Raw genomic sequence first — 20,598 nt, 5'->3', positions numbered from 1 at the left:
CTGGAGCGGCCGAGGAGGAACAGCAGCGCGACCCCTCCCACCATCGGCGGGAGCACGAGCGGCATCATTGCGTATTTCTATTTCATCGAAATTTACACCGCCATTACCCCATCCTGTCCCCAAAGCCTTCAGCAGGGCTTCCTTTGCGGCAAAACGGGCGGCATAACTTTCTGCCGGCATCGCCTGGTTTTCACAATAACTGATTTCAAAAGGGGTGAATACCAGGTTACGGAATCCGTCTCCTTTCGCCAGTTTTGCTGCGATGCGCGGTACTTCTACAATATCTGTCCCGATGCCAATGATCATAGCGGTTAGCTTTTCAGTTTAGCATTACACAGCGCCAGTTGTTTGCGGATATGATCTTCTTCTCCCTTAGTAGCAATTACTTTTGTTAAAGCAGTTTCATAATAAGATTTCGCTTTAGCATATGCTTCCTGCCTGTACTCATAATCGCCTGCCAGCACATAAGTGTGGTAATAGGCGGGGTTAGAAGCAATCAATGCGTTAATATCCACTGCCTGTCCTTCTTTCAGCTGATCCCTCAGCCGGCGGTAGGTTTCAAAGGCAAGATACTCTTTTGACAGCAGGAAGCTGTCGGCTGCTATATTCTGTGCACTGTCGTATACTTCATGATCGCTTGTAAGGCCATGCATACTGAATATCTTATTCAGGTCATAGGCCACAAACTGTCCCAGCTGGTACGGAGCGGTAGATACCCATACCATTCCCTTCTTAGGCTCAAATACAATGGAGTGATGCGCTATCAGCTGATTAATGGCTTTCTCATTCCCCATCCCGATGTCGGCATTATGTAATCCACCACGGTCACGCAGGATGTCCACTGTTTTTTGAACGGTGTTGGGGCCTTTCTCTTTCATCAGTTCCGTTAGTCTTTCGAAACGGTATTCGGAAGCGCTTTCTTTCATCTGCAGTTTATTGGAAGCAAGGCTGCCCAGCGAATCGCCCTGGTAGTGATTGGTACAGCTGATAAAATTCTTACCGGAACTATACATATCCATTCCCTCAGGTGTTTTCTGGATGATCACCGCTTTGTTATCTTCTGCAGAGCCGATCAGGAAAGATTCAGATACAAACATTTTGCGCTTCCTTGCAATTTCCCAGGCTTCGCTAATATTTTTTGCGTACTGCAATATTTCCCGCGCCACCAGCGATACCGGGGTAGCAGCGGCTGTGGGCACACTTGTTTTAGCCGCATTGATGGTTACCGTAAGACCTTTGTCGTTCATGCCGGATACCACGCCGGTAAATCCTCCCCAGGTCACAAACATAAAGTTATGACCTTTCTGCGGGCGGTAGAATACCACCATCTTCTCTTTCGCAAAATCATCACCCATGTAAAAATCAAAGTTACGGCCAATGATCAGGTTACTGTCGGCCGACTGCTCATTCCAGGTACCGAAAGATGTACAGCCTACCAGCATCATGCCCTGCAGGGCATGCCCGATGTCGTGTGCGGCATGATAGTTCATCAGCCTCGCATAGTTGGTACCGATATAATCGTAGTTGGGTGAAGCAGAAAAGGACTCTCCGTATATTTCTTCCTTAAATTCCTCCGGCACATGATCTGCCAGGTCGCGGTTAAACCAGCCTATGAAATATTTCAGGAAATGGAGGTAGAAAGTAGAGGGCACCATTTTGCTGAACTGCGCCACAAACACATCTTCCTGCCGGCGGATCAGTTCCCCGGAAAGCTTGCCATTGATCACCCCTCTTTCGAAAGGCGCTCCTTCCACATACATTTCATACAAACCACTGTTGCTTTTACGGAACCAGTTATTGCCCAAAGTATAGGCTGTGCTGTCCAGCGCAGTGCGCTGCAGCTGTAATGCACTCTTGTCTGCAATTTCCGGCGGAGGCATTTTGCTTACGGCTACCAGGTAAATGGCCAGCCCCACAAAAAGCAATATGAAAAAGCCAATGATGTATAATAGTATGCGTCCAAATCTTCTCCAGCCGCTGCGTTTCTTATTTTTCACTTAAGTATAAATTGACTGATTAATTTCATCTACCAGGAAATCCATCCCCAACAACTCCGCTGAGGTGATCACACCGCTGATAGCTACCCCCAAAATTCCATGCAAGTTCAGGTTTTGTCCGGTAAGATACAAATTGGATAGCTTAGTACGGGCTGAAATCATTGTCCGCAGGGGATCTGCACTATCTTTTGCGATACCGTACATACTGCCGTCGCCCGTGCCGATGTAATCGCGGTACGACAACGGCGTAGCTACATAGGAAGTGTGGATACAATCACGGAAGCCCGGGAACTGCTTCTCCACGCAATCGATGAGCAGGTTGGCCTTCTTCTCTTTAAAAGCCTCATACTCCGCTCCCCTGCTGCCTGTTTGCAATACGGTGTTAAAAGTATGCTGCCATGGCTCCATTTCTTCATAGCGCATGTAGGTCATCACCGACAAACTATCCGCCCATGTTTCATCTTTAGAACTGGCAGCTACATACATGGCATAGGTTTGCGGCCATTCCTCTTCTTTATAGGCAATACCCGCCCAGGCATTGTCTGTGGCGTGGTAATAATGATTATAGTTAAGATATTTAAAGGTACGCGGCTTCAATGCCACGTTCAGTACAAAAGCGCCTACGGAATTTTCCAGGCCCTGAATACGGTTACGGTAGGCGCTTCGCAATACATCGCTGTGTGTAATAGCCATGGTTTGTGCAGGATGCAGGTTGGAGATGTAATGCGTGGCTTGTGCCTTGCTTCCATCCTGCAATACAACATGATCTACCCGGTCGCCTTCCCCGTTGATGGCCGTTACAGCCATGTTGCGGATCACCTCCCCGCCATGTTCCCTGATTTGCCGGCATAACAGCTTGCCTATCTGAGAGCCGCCATCCACACACTTCCAGGAACTTTTCATATAGCTGTTTACCACCAGCGCATGCACGTAAAAGGGTGTTTTCTCTGCTACGCCTGCGTACAACAGGTTATTACCCGCCAGTACCTGTTGCAGTTTTTCATTACGGGTAATACTGCGAAGATAATCGGCCGTATTGAGCTGCAACACGGAGCGCTTCTCCTCATAATCGCCGGTACGTAAGTTATACAAAGGAAATTTGCTGCATACTTCGGCGATCTTATCGCAGTAAGCGCGCAATGCGGCCTCTTCACCCGGGAAATCCGCCAGCAGGGTACGGATGAAATTTTCCTCTCCCTGGGCAATGCGGTATACTTTATCATCGCCTGCGAAACTGATATGATCAAAGCCGTCCATATCCATGCGTTTCAGCCGGAGCTGATCATAAATGCCGAGGTATTTAAATACTTGATAGAGGTTTTCACCGGGGGCCAGTCCGCCGATATAATGCACACCGGAATCAAAAATCACTTTATCTCTCGACCAGGTTTGCAGGCATCCACCGGTTTGCCGGTTCTTTTCGTATATGCATACACGGTACCCATGCCGGCTGAGGATCGCTCCGCATACCAGGCCGCCCAGGCCGCTGCCTATAATGATAACATCATAGTGTTGCATAATTTTTTTGGGAGAGTTTTTTTATCACAAATATGACATTGGAGGTGTAACGGGTATTATCTATTTCCTCCGCTACCGCTCCATACTTGTGAACCAGGTTACGCACGTGTGCTGCTGAAAAAAACGTTAACTGCTGAGCTTTCGTTTTATTGAACCCGATCACCTTTGTAGACATAAACTCTGTAAACTTTGTACCCTCGTGCCTTTTGGCCCTGTCGCTGTCGCCATCGCGTATTACAATCACGCCACCGGGTGCGAGCCGCGCTATACATTGCTGCAACAATGTTTCCTGTTCTGCTGCAGGCAGGTAATGCAGCACATCGCTCAAAATAAAGGCATCATATTCGTCAAAAGGGGTATCGGAAATATCGCCGTGAATGAACTGCAGCTGTTCCGCTTTCTTAAAGCAATGAGCCGCAGTGGCTATTTTATCTTCATCATAATCAATACCGGTGATGTTCCTTCCCGGCGCCGTCCAGGCAAGTATATAGTCCATAAAGCCGTACCCACAGCCAATGTCAAGTATACGGCCTTCTTTGGGTAATAACTCATGGAACAATTCATAATTGTTTTCCATCTTCGTTTTCACCCGCATATACCATTCCAGTACCGGCCCTTTATAGATGTAATTATATTTCAGTTGCTCCCGGAAATATTTTGGCACCTCCGTTTCCGCGCGTAATACTTCGTACTGTTGTTTAAAATAACGGCTGATAGATTTCGTACGGGCGCTGTAGTTATCTCCCCATGATTTGTCGTCCTGCCGGATACGCGGTAAATACTTTACGCTTACCGTACCATCTTTCAACAGGAAATCACCTTTGGTCATCGTATAGGCGGTACCGTGAATTACCATCGGTAAAATATCCAGCCCCAGTTGCTCTGCAATATAAAACGCACCCTTATGAAACCGCTTGATAGCAGGGTCCGGGGAGCGGGTGCCTTCCGGGTATACTACAATAGAATATCCTGCCGCCACTCTTTCCCGCAGCTTTTCAATAGCTCCTTCAGCGCCATCTGCTACAGGGTAATAATCTGCCAGCCGTACCACAGCGCCAAACACCGGTGAGCGCCACACCCACTGGTTAGTGAGCAATATCACTTTAGGATGCAGCATGGTAGACACCAATATATCCAGGAACGACTGGTGGTTACTGATGATCACCGCAGGCTTCTCCAATTGCTCATTCAATGGATTGATGATGCGCTTTTTTACATTGCGCATAATATACAATACGCTGTGTGTATATGCAGAAAGGATGCGGTGATACAATACCTTTCCTTTCTCTTTATTGAAAGGATTCCAGCGGATCAGCACTGTACCAATGGCCGTTAAAAGGAAACTGCCGGTGGCGAAGTAAATGAAGGAAAATACAGAAAGCGTCCATCCTTTGAAAGTCCATGGTGCAAAGCCTTTGCGCACGCGCCCGGTGATAAGCCAGTTAAACAGGAAAGGGATCATTACCTGCGAGATCAACACCACCGTTCCGATACCAATAATAGAGATCAGGGCAATAGATTTCAGCGAAGGATGCTGTGCAAAAATAAGTACGCCCAGTCCTAAAATAGTAGTGATGGCCGACAGGAAGATGGATGATTTAAAAGAAGAAAGTGTTTTCTTCCCTGTTCTGTATTCCTGCAACAGCCCGTCCATCATAAAGATGCTGTAATCATCTCCCAAACCAAAAATAAAAGTAGACAGGATAATATTTACAATATTGAATTTAATGCCAAACAGGCCCATAATGCCCAGTATCCATATCCAGCTTACCACCATTGGGATAAAGGTGATCAATGCCAGTTCAATACGGCCGTATGATAACAACAATGCGAAAAACACCAGCAGGGAAGTCATCCAGGCAATGCTGTTGAACTCATTTTTCACTACTTCCACCAGGCGGTTAGCCGCATACTGTTTATCCAGCACGGTAGTGCCGGGTAACTTCTCCAGTGCATCATATACCTGCTGTTTATGTGCCGGATCTACTTTCAGCAATGTTACTACTGAAGTAGCCCCGTTTTTCTCTATAATAAAATCGCCAATATTGCCGCTGCGCAGTGATTTCAACGCCTCCGGCTCAAGCGGCTGGAAGTTGCTGTTGATCAGCCTGTCGAAGGAATCAAAGGCAGATTTGCTAAAGCCCAGCGCGCTTCCCTCTTTACGGAGATATTGCAGCAGTTGTTGTTTTTTATCTGCCGTCCAGTAATTGTTCCAGCGGTTAATGCGGTCCTGCTGTTCTTTAGCGGATAACAGTAACGCCTGTACGCCGGCATATTTTTTCACAATACCTTTATCCTGTAATTGCCCGATAACCGGCATCAGCCGCTCCCCGTTTTCCAACGCTCCTTCCAGGTTCCGGCCGTCGGACACCACGTATACAGATTGCGACACATAAGCGTTCACACTGTTCAGCTGCGCTTCCGCCGCTTTTAGTTCCGGCGTCATATAGTTCATGCGCATCATATCACTTTCAAATGATACGTTACGCGCGGTATAAAAAAATACAATAGTGAGCAGGAAAATGGCGCCTACCAGGTATTTATTTTTCTCCGGCCGGAGTGCAGATAATTTGTCGAGCCAGTTATCGTGGTGAGTATTTACTGCTGCGGGTTGCCGCCCCATTACCATCCAGTGCGGCAGGAAGATCAGTGAAAACAGCGCGGCGCCAACCAGGCTGAGTGCGGCAAACAATCCCACATCTTTCAGCATGGGCGAATGCACAAACTGCAAACAAAGAAAACCACCGATGGTGGTAAAGCTTCCCAGCGTCATAGGCGTGGCCAGGTCGCTGATCACTTCCCGGATATCGTGCGAGTGACGGTAATGGTTAAACACATGCAGGGAATAATTCACTGCAATGCCCAGTACTACTGCGCCGGCGCCCAGCGCCATTACCGCAATATGTCCTTTTATAACGTATATCCATGCCAGTGAGAACAGGCCGCCGAAAATAACCGGCAGCATTACCAGCACCGGAGCCCTCTTCTTCTTAAAAAATAACGCGATCAATACGATCAGCAATACTATGGTGATTCCTTGTGTTAGAAAGGTATCTTGTCTTAACTGGGTGGCATTACCTACGGAAACGGCGGTACCGCCAAAGTAAGAAGCCGCAATACCCGGATACTGCCGGTCTAAACTGTCTTTAATACCGTCAAGCCCTTTGAGGAACTGCGCATTTATTTTTGTAGCGCCCGGCGGATTGGCAGGCGTAATAAAGATCATCAGGTGTTTGTGATCTTTGGTGATGATGTAGTTGTCATACAATTCAAACTGATCATCGTATTGCAGGTGTTGCAGTTTCTTTACACCTATCCAGGAAATGCCTACCGGATCGGCCTGGATCATTTTCTTCAGTACCAGCCCGGCTGGCGATATCAGCGTGTTATAATCGTATTGTAAGGATTGTTGCAGCTGTCCGGGCATCAGCAAACTATCGATCTTTGCATAATCATTTGCTTCCAGGAAAACAGGCAGGTGTTGTTGTATCACCTGCATTAGTCCCATGATCATGGCATCATCGGTTTGCGACTGGATCTGCCGGATATAAGGCGACAGCTGTGCGCCGGCCCGGGTGGTAAGCGCCGCTGCATAAGCGGTTAAACTATCGGGTTGGGCTTCCTTTAAAGTATCTTTTTGGGAGATGGTAATAATCAGCTTGTCAGCAAATCTTGAATCCTGGAACACCTGCTGCAGCTTATCCAGTTTCTTATCCTGCGGCAAAATTTTGGTAATATCTTCTTCCAGCTTTATTTGTGCGGCAAAATAACCTACCAGCAAAAAACTGGCAATGGTACAACACCACATCCATGCTTTACGCCGTTCAAAAAAGTTATAGATCGCTACAAAAATATTACCCATTTCTCTGTTCTTTTCTAAAAATTGCCAGTATTGCCCAACTGATCAGCCAGGCCAGTAACCCTCCTGTTACAGCCAGGGTAATACTGCCAAATACATATTGCAACAGGTTATCCCTGATGGTGTCGAAAGTGATGCCGTTGGAAAATACCAGGTCTTTGGCGGTTTGTCCCATCCATACCCGGCCTGCCAGGAAGCTGGCAAAGATCACGAACGGTGTAAGCGGAGGTGTGCTGATATGTGCAAAAAGCAGCACCAGCGCTTTATTCAGTTTGAATTTAATAGACAACAGGATAGATACCAGCAGCTGGAATCCCCAGATAGGTACAATTCCCATAAAAATGCCAAAGCCAATGGCAGCTGCTTTCCTGATATTGGATTCATCAGATTTCAGCACTTCCTCTTTCCACATCTTTTTCCAGTTTTCTTTTTTTAAAAGAAAACGGATCAGGTCGCGGGGCTTGATATATAAAAAGGTAACCAGCACCAATATGGTATTCAGCACAGTGATGCGGGAAACATCCCTAACCGGTCTGAAGTGCGATACCCGCTCTTCCGGCGGTGGGTAATATACCCGCACGGGGGTCCAGTCTACTTTAATACCCTTCCAGGCGCTGCGTACCAATACTTCTATCTCAAATTCGTATTTGGTGCAGAAGTAGTGCATATTTCCCATGCGGCGCAGGGGATACAGGCGGTAGCCCGATTGTGTGTCGGGGCCTTTCAACCCGGTAGTTACATGGAACCAGAAGTTGGATACTTTATTGGCGGAGGTGCTTTTGCCGGGCATATTCTCCTGGTGCAGGTTACGGGCACCTATTACGAGAGCATCCGGCTTTTCTTCGATCTGCTGCAGCATGGCAGGCAGGTCGGTGGCAAAGTGCTGCCCGTCGGCATCCATGGTAATTACATAGTCATAACCCTGTTCCAGGGCATAGGCAAATCCGCGGCGGAGCGCAATACCTTTACCACGGTTAGGGCTATACGATACTAACTGCAGGGATGGAAATTGCTCCAACACTGCGGTTGTTTCGTCGGTAGCGCCGTCATTTACCACTATCACATGACTGGTATAAGCCAGTGCATCAGATAATACATTGCCCAGTGTTCCTGCGTTATTATACGTAGGAATAAGCACCGCTGCACGATGACGCTCAAAATGTTCGTTATGTGTAGGCTGGTTTGTCACTTAGTTGAATATACCCTGGAACTTCATAAATGTTTTGTCGTCACGCTTCAGCGTAGCATTCACTTTCCATCCGCCTTCCTCTTCCTTATAAGTGAGGGTTACATCTACCAGCGGTTGTTTCGTTGGGTCTATCATGTTCAGGAACTTCATCTGGCTGGCTTTTTTCAGCTTCACTTTTTTGTCCAGCGCACTTTCCAGCACCTCTGTAATGGTTTGCATCATGCATACGCCAGGCACTACGGGTTGCTCCGGGAAATGTCCCTGGAATATAGGATGTGCTGCATTCAGTTCGATGGTAACAGCCACCTGTCCGGCTTCCCGGGATTGCGAGGTGACGGTATAAAAATTTCCTGCTAACATTGGACAGTGTGATTATATAATTATGGTGACGTATTTACTTTTCTACTTTCTGTAATGAAATATTGAATTTGAAATGTTCATGGCGGATATTTATGGTATCCGGCACGCCATTACTGTAATGCTGCATCCACACGGTAACAGCGGGTTTGCGGCGCGACGATTTTTCTATCCGGACCAACTTCGTACAGGCGGTATCCGTGATATAGTAGTTGTTCCCTTTTTCCGTAGGCACTACTATATAACGGTAACAGTTATCCGTAGCAACATGTGCCTGTTGCAAATCAGGCCGCAGTAATACCAGGGCAAAATCCTGCTGCAATGTTTTCACCACTGCCTTCCGGTCCATTTTGGCCATCAGGTAGTGTTTGGTGAAATTGCCCCGCTTATCAAATTCAAAATCAAAGAACTTAAATCCCATCTCGTTGGCAAACACTATGCGGATACTGCTATCAGGCATTTGCTTAAAAAACAGGAGTCCGCTCAGGTGATGCTTCAGGATATCCACCTGTGTACTATACAGCGTAGATGTAAACTGCGGACTGAACTGCCGGATGCAATCCACCTCCCCGTTTGCAGGCTGTAAGCCTTTATACACCGATCGGCAGCCTGCCATCAGCATCACTGTTGCCAACAAGCTACTTAGCAGAAAATACCGCATCGGGGATATTTGTATTCAATTGTTTATGTAAAAAACTGATAGTGGTATCATCGCCGGATTGCTCCGCCATCGTAATTTTTGATACCGAATAATCCTGTTTATCTACCAGCAATACAATCGTTTGAAAATATTCTTTCATCACCTTGTTCACCGGTGTAAGCTCCAGGCGGTAGTGCTGGCTGTTTTCAGCGGCTTTCACAGAAAAGTCGGCGTTATCCAGCACGGTTCCCCTTACACAGTCTACCGTAATTTTATTGATCTGTTCAAACAGCTTGTTATTCTTCCCGGATACTTTATTCTCTTTCTGTGCATCTTTAATACGGATATCTTTCCCGTTGATCACCAGCAAATAATAAGAAGGCTGGAGGTATTCCATTCTTACTTTATTATCTTTCTTAAACCAGAATTTTCCTTTAGATACAATTTTGTCGGATAACATGCTCAGGTTCTTCTCCTGTACAAAATCGCACTGGATACTTTGGGTATTCTGAGCGGCCTTTGCAAACTGCTGTTTCAGCGGCGCCATATCTCCTACCGGCTTAAAACCGGACTGGGCCTGTATTTGCAGGCTCATTACACAACCCATCAAAGTTAACAGCCATTTACACATATGCACGTACATTTAACATTTTATCAATTCTTTCCAGCCGGTATCCTTTTTCACGGATTCCCCGGATCAGCTGCGGGAGTATATCCGCCGTGATTTTACAGGTATCGTGCAGTAAAATGACAGCACCTGGTTTCAGCTGCGCCAGGATGCGGTGTAGTAAAGCGGTTCCATCCTTTGCTACCGTATCCAGTGAGCGTATATTCCAGCCTACCGGCAGATAATTACCTGCTTTTACTGCCCTTGCAAGATTTGGATTGGTAACGCCGTATGGCGGGCGGAACAGGCGCGGATGCAATCCTGTAGCGCCTACCGTCAGCGCATCCATTTGCTGCATATCCTTCAGCATATTGCTAGACAGTTTCATATCAAACCAGAAGTGATGTGAAAAAGTATGGTTACCTATCACATGGCCTTCGTCGTATATCCGTTTCAGTAAGTGCTCATTACCGGTAATATTCTTCCCGATACAAAAAAAAGCAGCAGGTACCTGTTCCCTGTGCAAGGTATCCAGTATTTCCGGCGTAAATGCCTCCTGTGGCCCGTCGTCGAAAGAAAGCGCTACTACCTTTTCCGTGGTGTCCGCTTCGCAACGCACTTTCAGGAAGAAGCCGGATTCAATATTCATGGCGCCGTAAACGGTAACAGGAAGGAAAATGAGTACCGGCAGGCTATACCACCAGAAGGGAATACCATACGCCATTACCTTATCCAGGAACAGGAGTACCAGGAGACTGATAACAGCTACGATATTTACGATCCGGTTATTTAACATGCGGTGAGTAATACCAGCGAATGATGTGTTCCCTGGTGATGATTATAGACTAACACTTTTTTTATTTTTTCAGGGGCTGTGCCGAAAAACACAGCTGCATCAGGTACTTCCTGTTCTGCAATAATAGCGTTGGCCATCCATACGCCAAATGATGCTGCTGTGGGATATTCGCCGCAAAGGTGCTTGAAGCTTGCTTCCGCGTGATCAGGGAACAAAGCCTCCGCTACTTCTTCATAAATTTCATCCTGGTCAATATCCCCGTTCCTGCCGGTAACGATCAGGTCGATATCTGCGGGTGTACAATTATTATCTTCCAGGAATTTCATAATATGCCCGATCACTTCTCCTTCCCACAACGGTTTATACAAAGTACTTACACCGGATAATTCCGCGGCAGCACCCGGTTGTTTGGTAATACCCAGTGTAAAAAAAGCCGCGCCTTCCCCGGCAATGGTGCCCCTGGAAGGGCTGTTCAGCAGCTCCATTGTTTTTACCGGCGTCTTTTTATAAAGGCCGAAACGCGATAACAGCTGAAAACTATGATTGGTGATTTCATCCACTCCACCGGCAAGGATATTTTGCGCCGATCCTTCTTTCAGTATCATAACAGCGTCCAGCAGGGCATTTTCAAAAGAAAAGCCACGGTGAACGAAAGTATTGTTATACCCGTTACTGCCCAGCAGCAGGGCGATCTGGCCGGCTACGGTGTTGTGGGTGCTTTGTATGAATGCAGTAGGCGTAAGCATTTCCTCCTGCTGGTTCACCATTTTAGTAAGGAATACACCGGTATCATCCAGGCAGCCGTAAGCAGTGCCGGTAATGATAGCATCCGGAGCGGTAATCCCCGCGGCTTCCAGGCTCAGGTTGGCGGCGCCTACTCCCATTTTTACCACGCGGCTCATCCTGCGGATCTGTTTCACATCGATCCATTGTTTATAATCCGGATCCACCGTAGCCAGGCGCACCTGTTCGTATTCCCTGGGAACAGCCAGCAAAGGGCCTCCCAGCGCAGTTTCCTGCGGAGAAATACAACCGGTGCCGTTTATATAGATATGCATAATTTATAGCTGTTAACTGGCCCTTGAAAATACCAGGCTGGAACAATTGCCGCCAAAACCAAATGAGTTAGACATTACATGTTGCAGATCGTGACCTGCGGAAAAGGCGGTAACGGGTGCAAATGGTAATTCCTTCATTTGGTGCTCAAAGCGCGCATTCGGGTAAATAATTCCTTCTTTCACTGCCAGCGCCGAAAATACGGCTTCAATCCCACCACTGGCGCCCAGCGTATGACCGGTGAAAGATTTGGTAGAACTCATGGCCGGGAAATGCGGTGCAAAAAGCCGGTTTATAGCGATGCCTTCAGATACATCATTATTTTGCGTACCTGTGCCGTGTAAATTAATATAACCAATTTGTTGCGGCTGCAATCCGCTCATGTCCAGTGCGCCCTTCATAGCCAGGTAGTTGCCGGTACCATCCGGCGAAGAGGCCGTTTGGTGAAAGGCATCGTTGGCGTTGGCAAAGCCGCTGAAGCGGCACCAGGGCTGCAATCCGGCGGCCAGGCTGTCGGATACCAGTACCACGTAACCGGCGCCCTCACCAAGATTAAGCCCGGTGCGGGTATCGTCAAATGGCCTGCAAGGCTGCTGGTCAAGGATCATGAGGGTGTTGAACCCATTGAGTGTAAAGCGCGTGAGCGCATCTGTACCGCCCGCAATCACTACATCCACAATGTTATTACGAATGAGCCGGGAACCGTACATCAGGGCATTGGCGCCTGAGGAGCAGGCAGTGCTGATGGTAGAAATGTGATGCCGTACACCCAGGCTGTCGGCCACCAGTTCGGTGATGCTGCCGCATTCGTGATGCACCAGGTTTTGCAGGCGGCCACCACGGGGGTTAGACAGGTACGTAGCGAAAAAGTCTTCCGTTTTATCCATACCTCCCACCGTGTTGCCGGACACAAATCCAACCCGGTACCGGGAAATATCTCCCAGTCCGCTGGATTGCCAGGCTTCACGGGCGGCGATCATACTTAGCAGGGCTGTCCGGCTGATATTTTCCGGCATCCGCGCCATCTCGGCGAGGGTGGCGTTATCTGCCTTTACTTCCGCTACCGGAAAGGTATTATGATGCACAGAGGAGAGGTGCTGCATAGCCGTCATACCGGGTTTCATATCCCGGAACGACTGTATACAGGCAGGTATATCCAGCCCGATACCACTGATCACCCCGCCACCTGCTATCCACACCTTTTCACTCATGCCTTTATGGTTTGATTTTCGGTGATATACGTTGCCATAGTACGTACCGAATGAAAGATCTTTGGTCCTTCATCGGGGTTGGCAATGCGGATATTATAATGCTGCTGCAGCAATACAATCAATTCCAGCGCATCGATAGAATCGAGCCCAAGCCCTTCCTTCGTAAACAACGGCTGATCGTTTCCAATGCTGTCCGGTGCTACTTCCTGCAAGTTCAATTGTTCTATGATCTGCGCTTTCAGATCCGCCATCAACTTTTCCACTGTAATTTGATTAAAGTTATTAACTATTATTTTGTTGATATAGCGAAGACAAAGCCGCCGCCGTCAGGGGGATGCCGTTGCTTCGCTGTTTATTTTCCACGAGGAATAATGCCGCCTCGTATTGTTGGTCCATTACTTCCACCCATCCGCAAATACAGGCCTGCAAAGGCGTTTCTGCCAGCAGCTGCGCGGGATAGGCGCTCATCAGATCTGTGTCAAAAACATCTGACACAAAAAAAGTATTCTCTCCTTTAAAACCATGCCGGATAGAGATCTCCCCCATCACTATATTTGGCAGCGTATATACAAACAGCGCCGGGCTCGCAAAATCCTTTACCGTGGCATAATAGCGCAGATCTGTATCCAGGCTGCTGCTCCGGTTGGATAATACCATACCGGTTTGTTCAGGCGCCAGCAAACGGATCTCCGTATCTTTCAGCAACACTTCTGCAGCCAGCCAACCCAGCTTGCTCAGCGCATCCATTTTATGGAATTTAGGATACTGACCGGAAAAATGATCATATCCTGCCCGCATAAACCCCGCTAATTCAAGCGCGGGATCTGCCTCCCACAACAAAACGCCATTTAAATACACCCTGTTCTGACGTATAATGCAACTTCCTGTAATATATGTCGATCCACTATTCAATCTCCTGGTCGCTTTTTAATTTTTCTGTTAATTCGATAGTCCTGGCCAGGCGTTTCAATGCCGTGTCATGATTTTTTACAAAGGGATTATTCATATCCCATACATACCCCGCCAATACTGAACAAATTTGCCCTTTTATAAGCGGATCGGCATCTTTCTTAAAGAAAATGGTATCCAGGGTGCCTTCGTACCAGGCCATTACATAAGAGCGGAAGGTATTCACGCCCTGCAGGGTAGGCTCCATGTACTCTTTTTCCCAGTCTACTTCTTCTCCTTTCAGCTTCCGGATCACCAGTTTTGCCGCTGTTTGCGACGAAACACAGGCCAAAGTTACACCAGAAGAGAAAATCGGGTCCAGAAATTCTGTTACATTGCCTGTCAGCACAAATCCATCTCCGTAAAATTTATCCGTAGTAGCGGACCACGACTGCAGGATCCTTGGTTCAAATACCAGCTCCACATCACGGAAACGCTCCCTGGTATAGGGTTCTGCCTCCAGCAGGGCGCGGTATTTCTCCTCGTCGGTGCCGGGATATTGCTCAAAAAATTCCGGATCTCCCACAAAGCCCAGGGAGGTGATCCCTGTAGCGAAAGGAATGATCCAGATCCATACGCCTGGTTTATGCACCACCGCAGTGATACGGTTAGGCTCATCCGCCATGGAACGGCGGGTATCCACGGTATGTGCAAACAACGCCTTGCGGGGTTGCAGGTTGGAGTTCTTCTCCAGGTTGAATAATTTAGGGATCACCCTGCCATAGCCGCTGCCATCCACGATGAAACGGGCAGCGATCTGCGATTGCTGACCATCTTTATCTTCTACCGTTGTAATGGAATCGGATCCATTGAAACGTATATCCGTTACTGTTGTTTCGTATGCCACCGGTACGCCCATGCTTTCTACGGTATCTGCCAGCGTTTTATCAAAATCGGCACGCGTTACCTGCCAGGTCCAGGTCCAGCCTGGTGTGAATTGTTCCTGGAAAGTAAAGTCACAGAGCGCGTCGCCTTTTACAAACTTTGCCCCCGACTTCTGCTGAAAACCTTTTGCTTTAATAGCTTCAATAAAGCCGGCTTCTTCCAGCGCCTCCATACTGCGCGGCAACAAACTTTCGCCTATCACAAAACGGGGGAATTTCTGTTTCTCCACCACTTTTACATTGTAGCCTGCCTGATGAATAATAGATGCCGCTACTGTTCCTGCCGGACCTGCTCCTATTACCAGTACATCAACTTGCTCAGTTTTCATAAGTGACGATTTTGGGCGTTATAGATTTTATGCGATTGGGTTTATTTTTTCTGACATTTCAGCAATGTATAGTTCATTCCCATCTGGTCATTTTCCTCGATGATGGTTAAACCTGCATCGTTAATGCACTGGAAGAAATCATCTGTGTGATACATCTGGCTGTTACCGTTAGCCATGGCCGTAAAATACAGGGATGTTTGCTGCAGGCAGAAAGCGGCGGATTTAAACTGCTGCCGGTTCCAGAAAGGCTCCAGGATGTATACCGTGCCACCGTCGTTCAGGGCTTCACGGCAGCGTTTCAGGATAGAAACAATTTCCGCTTCGGAGAAACAATCCAGGAACTGGCTCATCCAGATGGCATCAAAGCCTTGCGGGAAGGGCACTTCTTCGTGGAGGATGTTGGCAATATGAAAATGTACGCGGTTTTCCACACCGGCATCTTTCATTTTCTGCTGTGCCAGTCCTGCCTGACCCGGCAGGTCGAAGATGGTTACTTCCACTTCCGGATCTTTTGCGGTGCAGGCCAGGGCCCATTTGCCGGTGTTACCACCTATATCGAGCAAACGTTTGGGTTTCTTTTCAAAAACAATATCCAGCGCCTGCGGGGTAGCAAGGTCTGAATAGTAATGGTCGAAGTCGAACCAGCTTTTGCCTACTTCAGGCGGCAGCAGCGACAGGCCGGGGTAGATGGTATCCCAGGGACCCAGTTCGCGTAAACCGGCGGGCTTTCCTTCCCTTAAACTTTCCTGCAGATGATTCATGCCTTTATAGCAGATATCCTGTGAAAAGTCCATGTTGATGCGGGTAAGCTGATCATGTAAAATAAAGTAACCTGTTTTGGTAAGGGTGTAGCGCTTGTCGTTCACAATCACCAGTTCCATACCCAAACCGGCTTCCAGCAGCACTCTTACAGCATAACGCGACATTTTTGTTTGTTCCATTATTTCTTCAATGGTAATACCGGCGGAACGGCTGTTACTCACTGCCGTTAAAATGCCCATATCACGTAATGCCCGGGTGGCCTGGAAAGCAACCGGGGCAAATGCCAGGCGTAATGCAGCTTCTTTTGCTTCGAGTGCTGATTTTGTTTCTTTATTAAACACGACAATAACTTTGTTTAGCTGTTAAGATTAAAGACCATGGCTGCGTTGCATCCACCGAAGCCTGAAACCGTTTTCAGGAAGTGGCGGGATGTTTTCTGCAGCAGGGTGTTATGAACATTCACCGGCATACTTACACCGGCTACTTCAAATCCTTTTGTAGGTAATACTACGCCTGCTTTCATAGCATGCATACTGATAATAGCCTCCACAAGGCCAGCTGCGCCCAGGGTATGGCCGTAATTGCCTTTCAGGCTGTTCACCGGTACATCGGCCAGTCCGGCATGATGCAGCGCTTTTGCTTCCATTTCATCGTTGTACAGGGTAGCGGTGCCGTGTGCAGATACAAATCCTATATCTGCAGCTGTTAGCCCGCTTCCTTTCAGCGCCAGCTGTATAGCTGCTGCCAGCTCCTCCCCGGTGCGGGAAGGGCCGGAAATATGGTTGGCATCGTTGCTGATGGCGCCGGCGCCCAGCGAGAAGGAGGCATTACCTTTTTCTTTGCTGAGTATTACAGTGGCGGCGCCTTCCCCGAGCGTAACCCCCGTCCGGTTGGCATCGAAAGGCTTACAGGGAACGGCGCTTACCGCCTGGAACGACTGGAACCCTGACAATACAAAGCGGGTGAGCACATCTCCGCCGGTAACTACCACATGATCGTAGCGCCCCGACTGGATCAGCCGCTTACCGGTTAAAATGGCTACCAGCCCTGAAATACAGGCGCTGCTGATCACCAGCGGTTCATTGGCTGCATTGAAGTGGGCAGCCATTTTCTTTGCCGTTGCGTACAGCTGCATGTCTTCCACGGGTGGTACCGCACCTGCCGGTTGCTGCTCCAGCAATTCAATATTTCCCTTGGTAGTGGAAATAATAAAGCCGGTGCGGGCATCCGTAAGTGTAATGGCGGTTTGTTGCAGGGCCGATTGCACAGAAGCAGTGAGCAACTTCTCAAACCGCGTGTATCCTTTTACGTTAATATGCGCTGTAAAGGCATCAAGTTGTCCGGGCGCCGTAATGGCGCCATAAAACGGAGCAGCGGCATAGGCAGCATTGTTATGCTGTGCTATGCCACTGTTGCCAGATAACACCTGGTCAAAATTTTCCCGGGTAGTACCGCCAAGAGGCCCCACAATATTATCTGCTACTACATACACCTGTTGCATAATACCCTTTGGTTATACCAGTCCGTGCTTCCTTTTCCATTCCATGAAAAAGGGAGGGGTAATCAATTGCAGGGAGGCTGTTTCCTTATCCAGGAATACCTGTACGGAAGAACCCTTTGCTACTATTTCCCCGGTGGCAGGATTGGTAAGTATGTATTCGAATTTTATTTTTGCCGCAAGGTCGTCGATATACCTTGTTTCAACCACTACCCTGTCGCCGTAGCGCAAAGAGCGTTTGTAATCACATTGTACATTTACTACCGGTACGGTGAATCCTTCGTCGAAAATATCCAGGTATCTGAGCCCGTATTTTTCGCCGAAAGCTTCCCTGCCATCTTCAAAATACCGCACATAATGCCCGTGCCATACTATTCCCAGCGGATCTGCTTCATTGAATCTAATCAGTATGTTGGTGCATTCAGTCAGTATCATAATTTATCCTTTCTTCTTTGATTTCTTTGCTGCCGGTGCTTTGGCTTCTTTGTTAGCTGCAGGCGGTGTGGTTACAACCGGTTTTGGTTCTTCCGGATCTTTGGCTTCTGCATACTTGGTTCTCAGTTTGCTGTAGTCATCGTCTACATCATCCAGTACGCTTTTAATGGTGGCCAGCCAGTAGTTACGCCATGCAAAGCTCCATTTCTGGCCTTTACCGATGTAACGTTCTGTCATCAGTACATTTTTACGGTCCATGTCTACCAGGGTTACCCACATAGAGGCGCTTTTGCTGGTTTTGCTCATGCCTTCCATAACGATCAATGCGCCAATACCGTGTTTTCCGGCAAAATCGTACGATTTCACCAGTTTGGTAATATCTTCTGCTTTGAGGCGTTCGAAATCTTCAGAGTCGTCTGATTTCATGCCGTCGCCATTGATGGCTTCATTTCTTTTATTCACGATGCCAATACTGGTTTTGTACGTTTCGCGGTGAAACGCGCCTGGCACATCATATTTTTTCTGTTCGTTTACGATTACCTGGTTTAGGGCGGTCAGTTCATGATCAACGATAGCATCCGTTTTGGCGGCGGCATCACCGATCAGTTTAGCCTGTGTAAAGTCGACCCCCAGCCAGGTGAAGGAAGAATCTTTGTTATCCAGGAAGTTCTTAAGTGTTTGAGCATTCGCGGTCATGGTCATCATGCTCAACATCAGCATCGGAAGTGCAATTAATTTTCTGCAGTTCATGTGTGATTAAATTTGGGGATTGGTAAATATTTTCATTTCGCATTGTGCCATCAGGCGGCCTTCAAACATTACTTTGCCGGTTACCATGGTGGCATTGAATACTTCACCACCGATTTCCGTGGTGGTTTCTATCATTTGTCCTGCCGGCGGCAGTTCCAGTATTTCCAGGTCTTTTACAGCGCCAATAAATCCCAGGGGAACGGGTGTATTTTGCTGTTTGGCGATATAGCCGATACGGGCGGCGGCGGTTTGCGCAATATTTTCCATCAGGCCGGGGGCGGTGAGTACGCCATTCTCCACAAAAACATTATCTGCAGCGATATGCAGGCCGGTACGGGTTACGGGGCCATCTACTGCCAGGATGCCACTGATCATCACAATGGGTGCACGCTGAGGAATATAGGCGGTAATATCGTCTGAATGAATAAACATCTGCGCAAGTTATTATTAAAAATGAAACACGAAATAAATAGAATTATACGAAATTATTAACAGTAAAAACACGCATTATTCCCAAAAGTCGTAATAATTGAACCATTGTACCGGGTAACGGTATACTTTTTCTTCCACATGCTGCACAAAATCCTGCAGGGCGGTTTCTACTCCCTGGTTACGCCGGCCGTGGTATAAACGGGGTTCTGTGGCAAAAAAATGATAATGGGTAGCTGATTCCTTGAAGGCGAATACCACGGAAACCGGTACCCGGAAAGTGGCAGCCAGCAGGAAAGGTCCTACCGGGAAACGTGCGTCCTGTCCTAAAAAGGGAGCCGTTGTTGTTTTGTTGCCTGGCAGGAACCTGTCGGCATGCATACATACCAGCTCCTTGTTACTCAATGCTTCATTGATGGCGTAAATATGCGACAGGTCGTCTTTGATCACGATAATATTCATGTTCCGGTCGCCCGTAATACCCGATAGATATTCCTTTACCCGCTGGTGTTCTCCATCGAACATCACGATATTGATACGGGTTTGCAGGCGCTTGAACAAATGACCGGCTACCTCCCAGTTGCCCACATGTGCGCTTAACAGGATGCCGCCTTTGCCGCCGGCAATCATTTCGCGCAAATAATGTTCTCCCTCAAATTCAAAAGTGAATTTATTGGACATATCAGCCATTACCACCACCTTATCGATCAGTGTTTGGCCAAATACATGATAATTACGGTATAAACTGATTAATGCACGCCCCCGGCTGTAGCCGATTTTGGTGCGGAAATAATGATAGACAGGTTTTGAGGAACTCCAGGAAAATGCAAAAAAATAGAAGGCCACAAACTTCAGCAGCAGATACGCCGGTACTACCCCTCCATGCTTCAACAGGAAAACAAAACAACTATATCCGAACTTATTCCCTTTAGACTTTCCTTGCCAGGAAGGCATTATACCAGTTCTTTTTGTTGTACACGAGTGGCTACATAATTGTAGAAATCCTGGAAGCTAACAATAGCCTGGAACTCCTCCGGTTTTACTTTAAATCCGAAGTTATCTTCTATTACTACCACCATGTCTATATAATCCAGGCTATCCAGATCCAGCGTGGATTTCATGTTTGCTTCAGGCGTGATGGCTGCGGGGTTTGCTTCAAACTCCTCTACCAGAAACTTATTCGTAACAGTTATTATCTCTCTAATGTCCATAAAGTGTGAAATCAGATATAGGTCGGTTAATAATTTGTGTTTATTCAGTCTGTTAGTCAGCTAATCCTATTCCGAGCGCCAAAGTTAAGCATATTTATTTTCCATTCCACCCCCTTACTATC

The 20,598-nt window shown here is 47.6% G+C and carries 21 protein-coding genes; all 21 read right to left on the bottom strand.

All coding sequences use genetic code 11. The features are described 5' to 3' along the window. Window positions 1-306 (bottom strand): holo-ACP synthase (gene acpS / locus VN105_RS02275; protein ID WP_325637512.1); only part of this gene is annotated, 306 nt, incomplete at its 3' end. 5 nt (window positions 307-311) lie between these two features. Next, window positions 312-1,997 (bottom strand): C45 family peptidase, encoded by a 1,686-nt coding sequence (locus VN105_RS02270; protein WP_325637510.1) that lies wholly within the window; start codon window positions 1,995-1,997, stop codon window positions 312-314. After that, complete coding sequence (locus tag VN105_RS02265) at window positions 1,998-3,515, bottom strand: NAD(P)/FAD-dependent oxidoreductase (RefSeq protein ID WP_325637508.1); 1,518 nt, start codon at window positions 3,513-3,515, stop codon at window positions 1,998-2,000. Further along, window positions 3,502-7,377: a 1-acyl-sn-glycerol-3-phosphate acyltransferase gene (locus tag VN105_RS02260; protein WP_325637506.1), complete on the bottom strand. Its 3,876-nt coding sequence runs from the start codon at window positions 7,375-7,377 to the stop codon at window positions 3,502-3,504. The genes VN105_RS02265 and VN105_RS02260 overlap by 14 nt, the downstream gene beginning before the upstream one ends. Then, complete coding sequence (locus tag VN105_RS02255) at window positions 7,370-8,563, bottom strand: DUF2062 domain-containing protein (protein WP_325637504.1); 1,194 nt, start codon at window positions 8,561-8,563, stop codon at window positions 7,370-7,372. Before VN105_RS02255 ends, VN105_RS02260 begins: the two co-directional genes overlap by 8 nt. Beyond that, complete coding sequence (locus VN105_RS02250) at window positions 8,564-8,923, bottom strand: 3-hydroxyacyl-ACP dehydratase (protein WP_209862502.1); 360 nt, start codon at window positions 8,921-8,923, stop codon at window positions 8,564-8,566. A gap of 34 nt (window positions 8,924-8,957) precedes the next feature. Beyond that, window positions 8,958-9,536, bottom strand: a complete 579-nt coding sequence (locus VN105_RS02245; protein WP_325637502.1) for a hypothetical protein — start codon at window positions 9,534-9,536, stop codon at window positions 8,958-8,960. 22 nt (window positions 9,537-9,558) lie between these two features. Then, on the bottom strand, window positions 9,559-10,191 hold the full coding sequence (locus VN105_RS02240; protein ID WP_325637500.1) for an outer membrane lipoprotein carrier protein LolA: 633 nt from the start codon (window positions 10,189-10,191) through the stop codon (window positions 9,559-9,561). Further along, window positions 10,184-10,963, bottom strand: coding sequence for a polysaccharide deacetylase family protein (locus VN105_RS02235; protein WP_325637498.1), 780 nt, complete (start codon window positions 10,961-10,963; stop codon window positions 10,184-10,186). Before VN105_RS02235 ends, VN105_RS02240 begins: the two co-directional genes overlap by 8 nt. After that, window positions 10,957-12,021 carry a beta-ketoacyl synthase N-terminal-like domain-containing protein gene (locus VN105_RS02230; protein ID WP_325637496.1) on the bottom strand — a complete coding sequence of 355 codons (1,065 nt, stop codon included), beginning with the start codon at window positions 12,019-12,021 and terminating at the stop codon, window positions 10,957-10,959. Before VN105_RS02230 ends, VN105_RS02235 begins: the two co-directional genes overlap by 7 nt. Before the next feature lie 12 nt (window positions 12,022-12,033). After that, window positions 12,034-13,230 (bottom strand): beta-ketoacyl-[acyl-carrier-protein] synthase family protein, encoded by a 1,197-nt coding sequence (locus VN105_RS02225; protein ID WP_325637494.1) that lies wholly within the window; start codon window positions 13,228-13,230, stop codon window positions 12,034-12,036. After that, window positions 13,227-13,493, bottom strand: a complete 267-nt coding sequence (locus tag VN105_RS02220; RefSeq protein WP_142686194.1) for a phosphopantetheine-binding protein — start codon at window positions 13,491-13,493, stop codon at window positions 13,227-13,229. Before VN105_RS02220 ends, VN105_RS02225 begins: the two co-directional genes overlap by 4 nt. Window positions 13,494-13,512: 19 nt before the next feature. Continuing rightward, the gene (locus tag VN105_RS02215; protein WP_325637492.1) at window positions 13,513-14,028 is read right to left on the bottom strand and encodes a hypothetical protein; all 516 of its coding nucleotides are present in this window, start codon (window positions 14,026-14,028) and stop codon (window positions 13,513-13,515) included. A gap of 106 nt (window positions 14,029-14,134) precedes the next feature. Beyond that, the gene (locus tag VN105_RS02210) at window positions 14,135-15,391 is read right to left on the bottom strand and encodes an NAD(P)/FAD-dependent oxidoreductase (RefSeq protein WP_325637490.1); all 1,257 of its coding nucleotides are present in this window, start codon (window positions 15,389-15,391) and stop codon (window positions 14,135-14,137) included. 41 nt (window positions 15,392-15,432) lie between these two features. Then, window positions 15,433-16,494 carry a class I SAM-dependent methyltransferase gene (locus VN105_RS02205; protein WP_325637488.1) on the bottom strand — a complete coding sequence of 354 codons (1,062 nt, stop codon included), beginning with the start codon at window positions 16,492-16,494 and terminating at the stop codon, window positions 15,433-15,435. A gap of 14 nt (window positions 16,495-16,508) precedes the next feature. Continuing rightward, window positions 16,509-17,654 carry a beta-ketoacyl synthase N-terminal-like domain-containing protein gene (locus VN105_RS02200; protein ID WP_325637486.1) on the bottom strand — a complete coding sequence of 382 codons (1,146 nt, stop codon included), beginning with the start codon at window positions 17,652-17,654 and terminating at the stop codon, window positions 16,509-16,511. Between the two features lie 12 nt (window positions 17,655-17,666). Further along, window positions 17,667-18,086: an acyl-CoA thioesterase gene (locus VN105_RS02195; RefSeq protein ID WP_325637484.1), complete on the bottom strand. Its 420-nt coding sequence runs from the start codon at window positions 18,084-18,086 to the stop codon at window positions 17,667-17,669. A 3-nt stretch (window positions 18,087-18,089) separates the two neighbouring features. Next, a complete protein-coding gene (locus VN105_RS02190; protein WP_325637482.1) occupies window positions 18,090-18,836 on the bottom strand; it encodes a hypothetical protein in 747 nt (248 codons plus the stop codon). A gap of 6 nt (window positions 18,837-18,842) precedes the next feature. Beyond that, window positions 18,843-19,268, bottom strand: a complete 426-nt coding sequence (locus VN105_RS02185) for a 3-hydroxyacyl-ACP dehydratase (RefSeq protein ID WP_325637480.1) — start codon at window positions 19,266-19,268, stop codon at window positions 18,843-18,845. A gap of 75 nt (window positions 19,269-19,343) precedes the next feature. Further along, entirely contained in the window at window positions 19,344-20,219 is an 876-nt protein-coding gene (locus VN105_RS02180) for a lipid A biosynthesis acyltransferase (protein WP_325637478.1), read from the bottom strand. Next, on the bottom strand, window positions 20,219-20,476 hold the full coding sequence (locus VN105_RS02175) for a phosphopantetheine-binding protein (protein ID WP_209862532.1): 258 nt from the start codon (window positions 20,474-20,476) through the stop codon (window positions 20,219-20,221). The genes VN105_RS02180 and VN105_RS02175 overlap by 1 nt, the downstream gene beginning before the upstream one ends. Window positions 20,477-20,598: the final 122 nt, after the last annotated feature.

Source organism: Chitinophaga sp., assembly GCF_035564935.1.
Classification (GTDB): domain Bacteria; phylum Bacteroidota; class Bacteroidia; order Chitinophagales; family Chitinophagaceae; genus Chitinophaga.
This window is presented reverse-complemented; position numbering and strand designations above follow the sequence as displayed.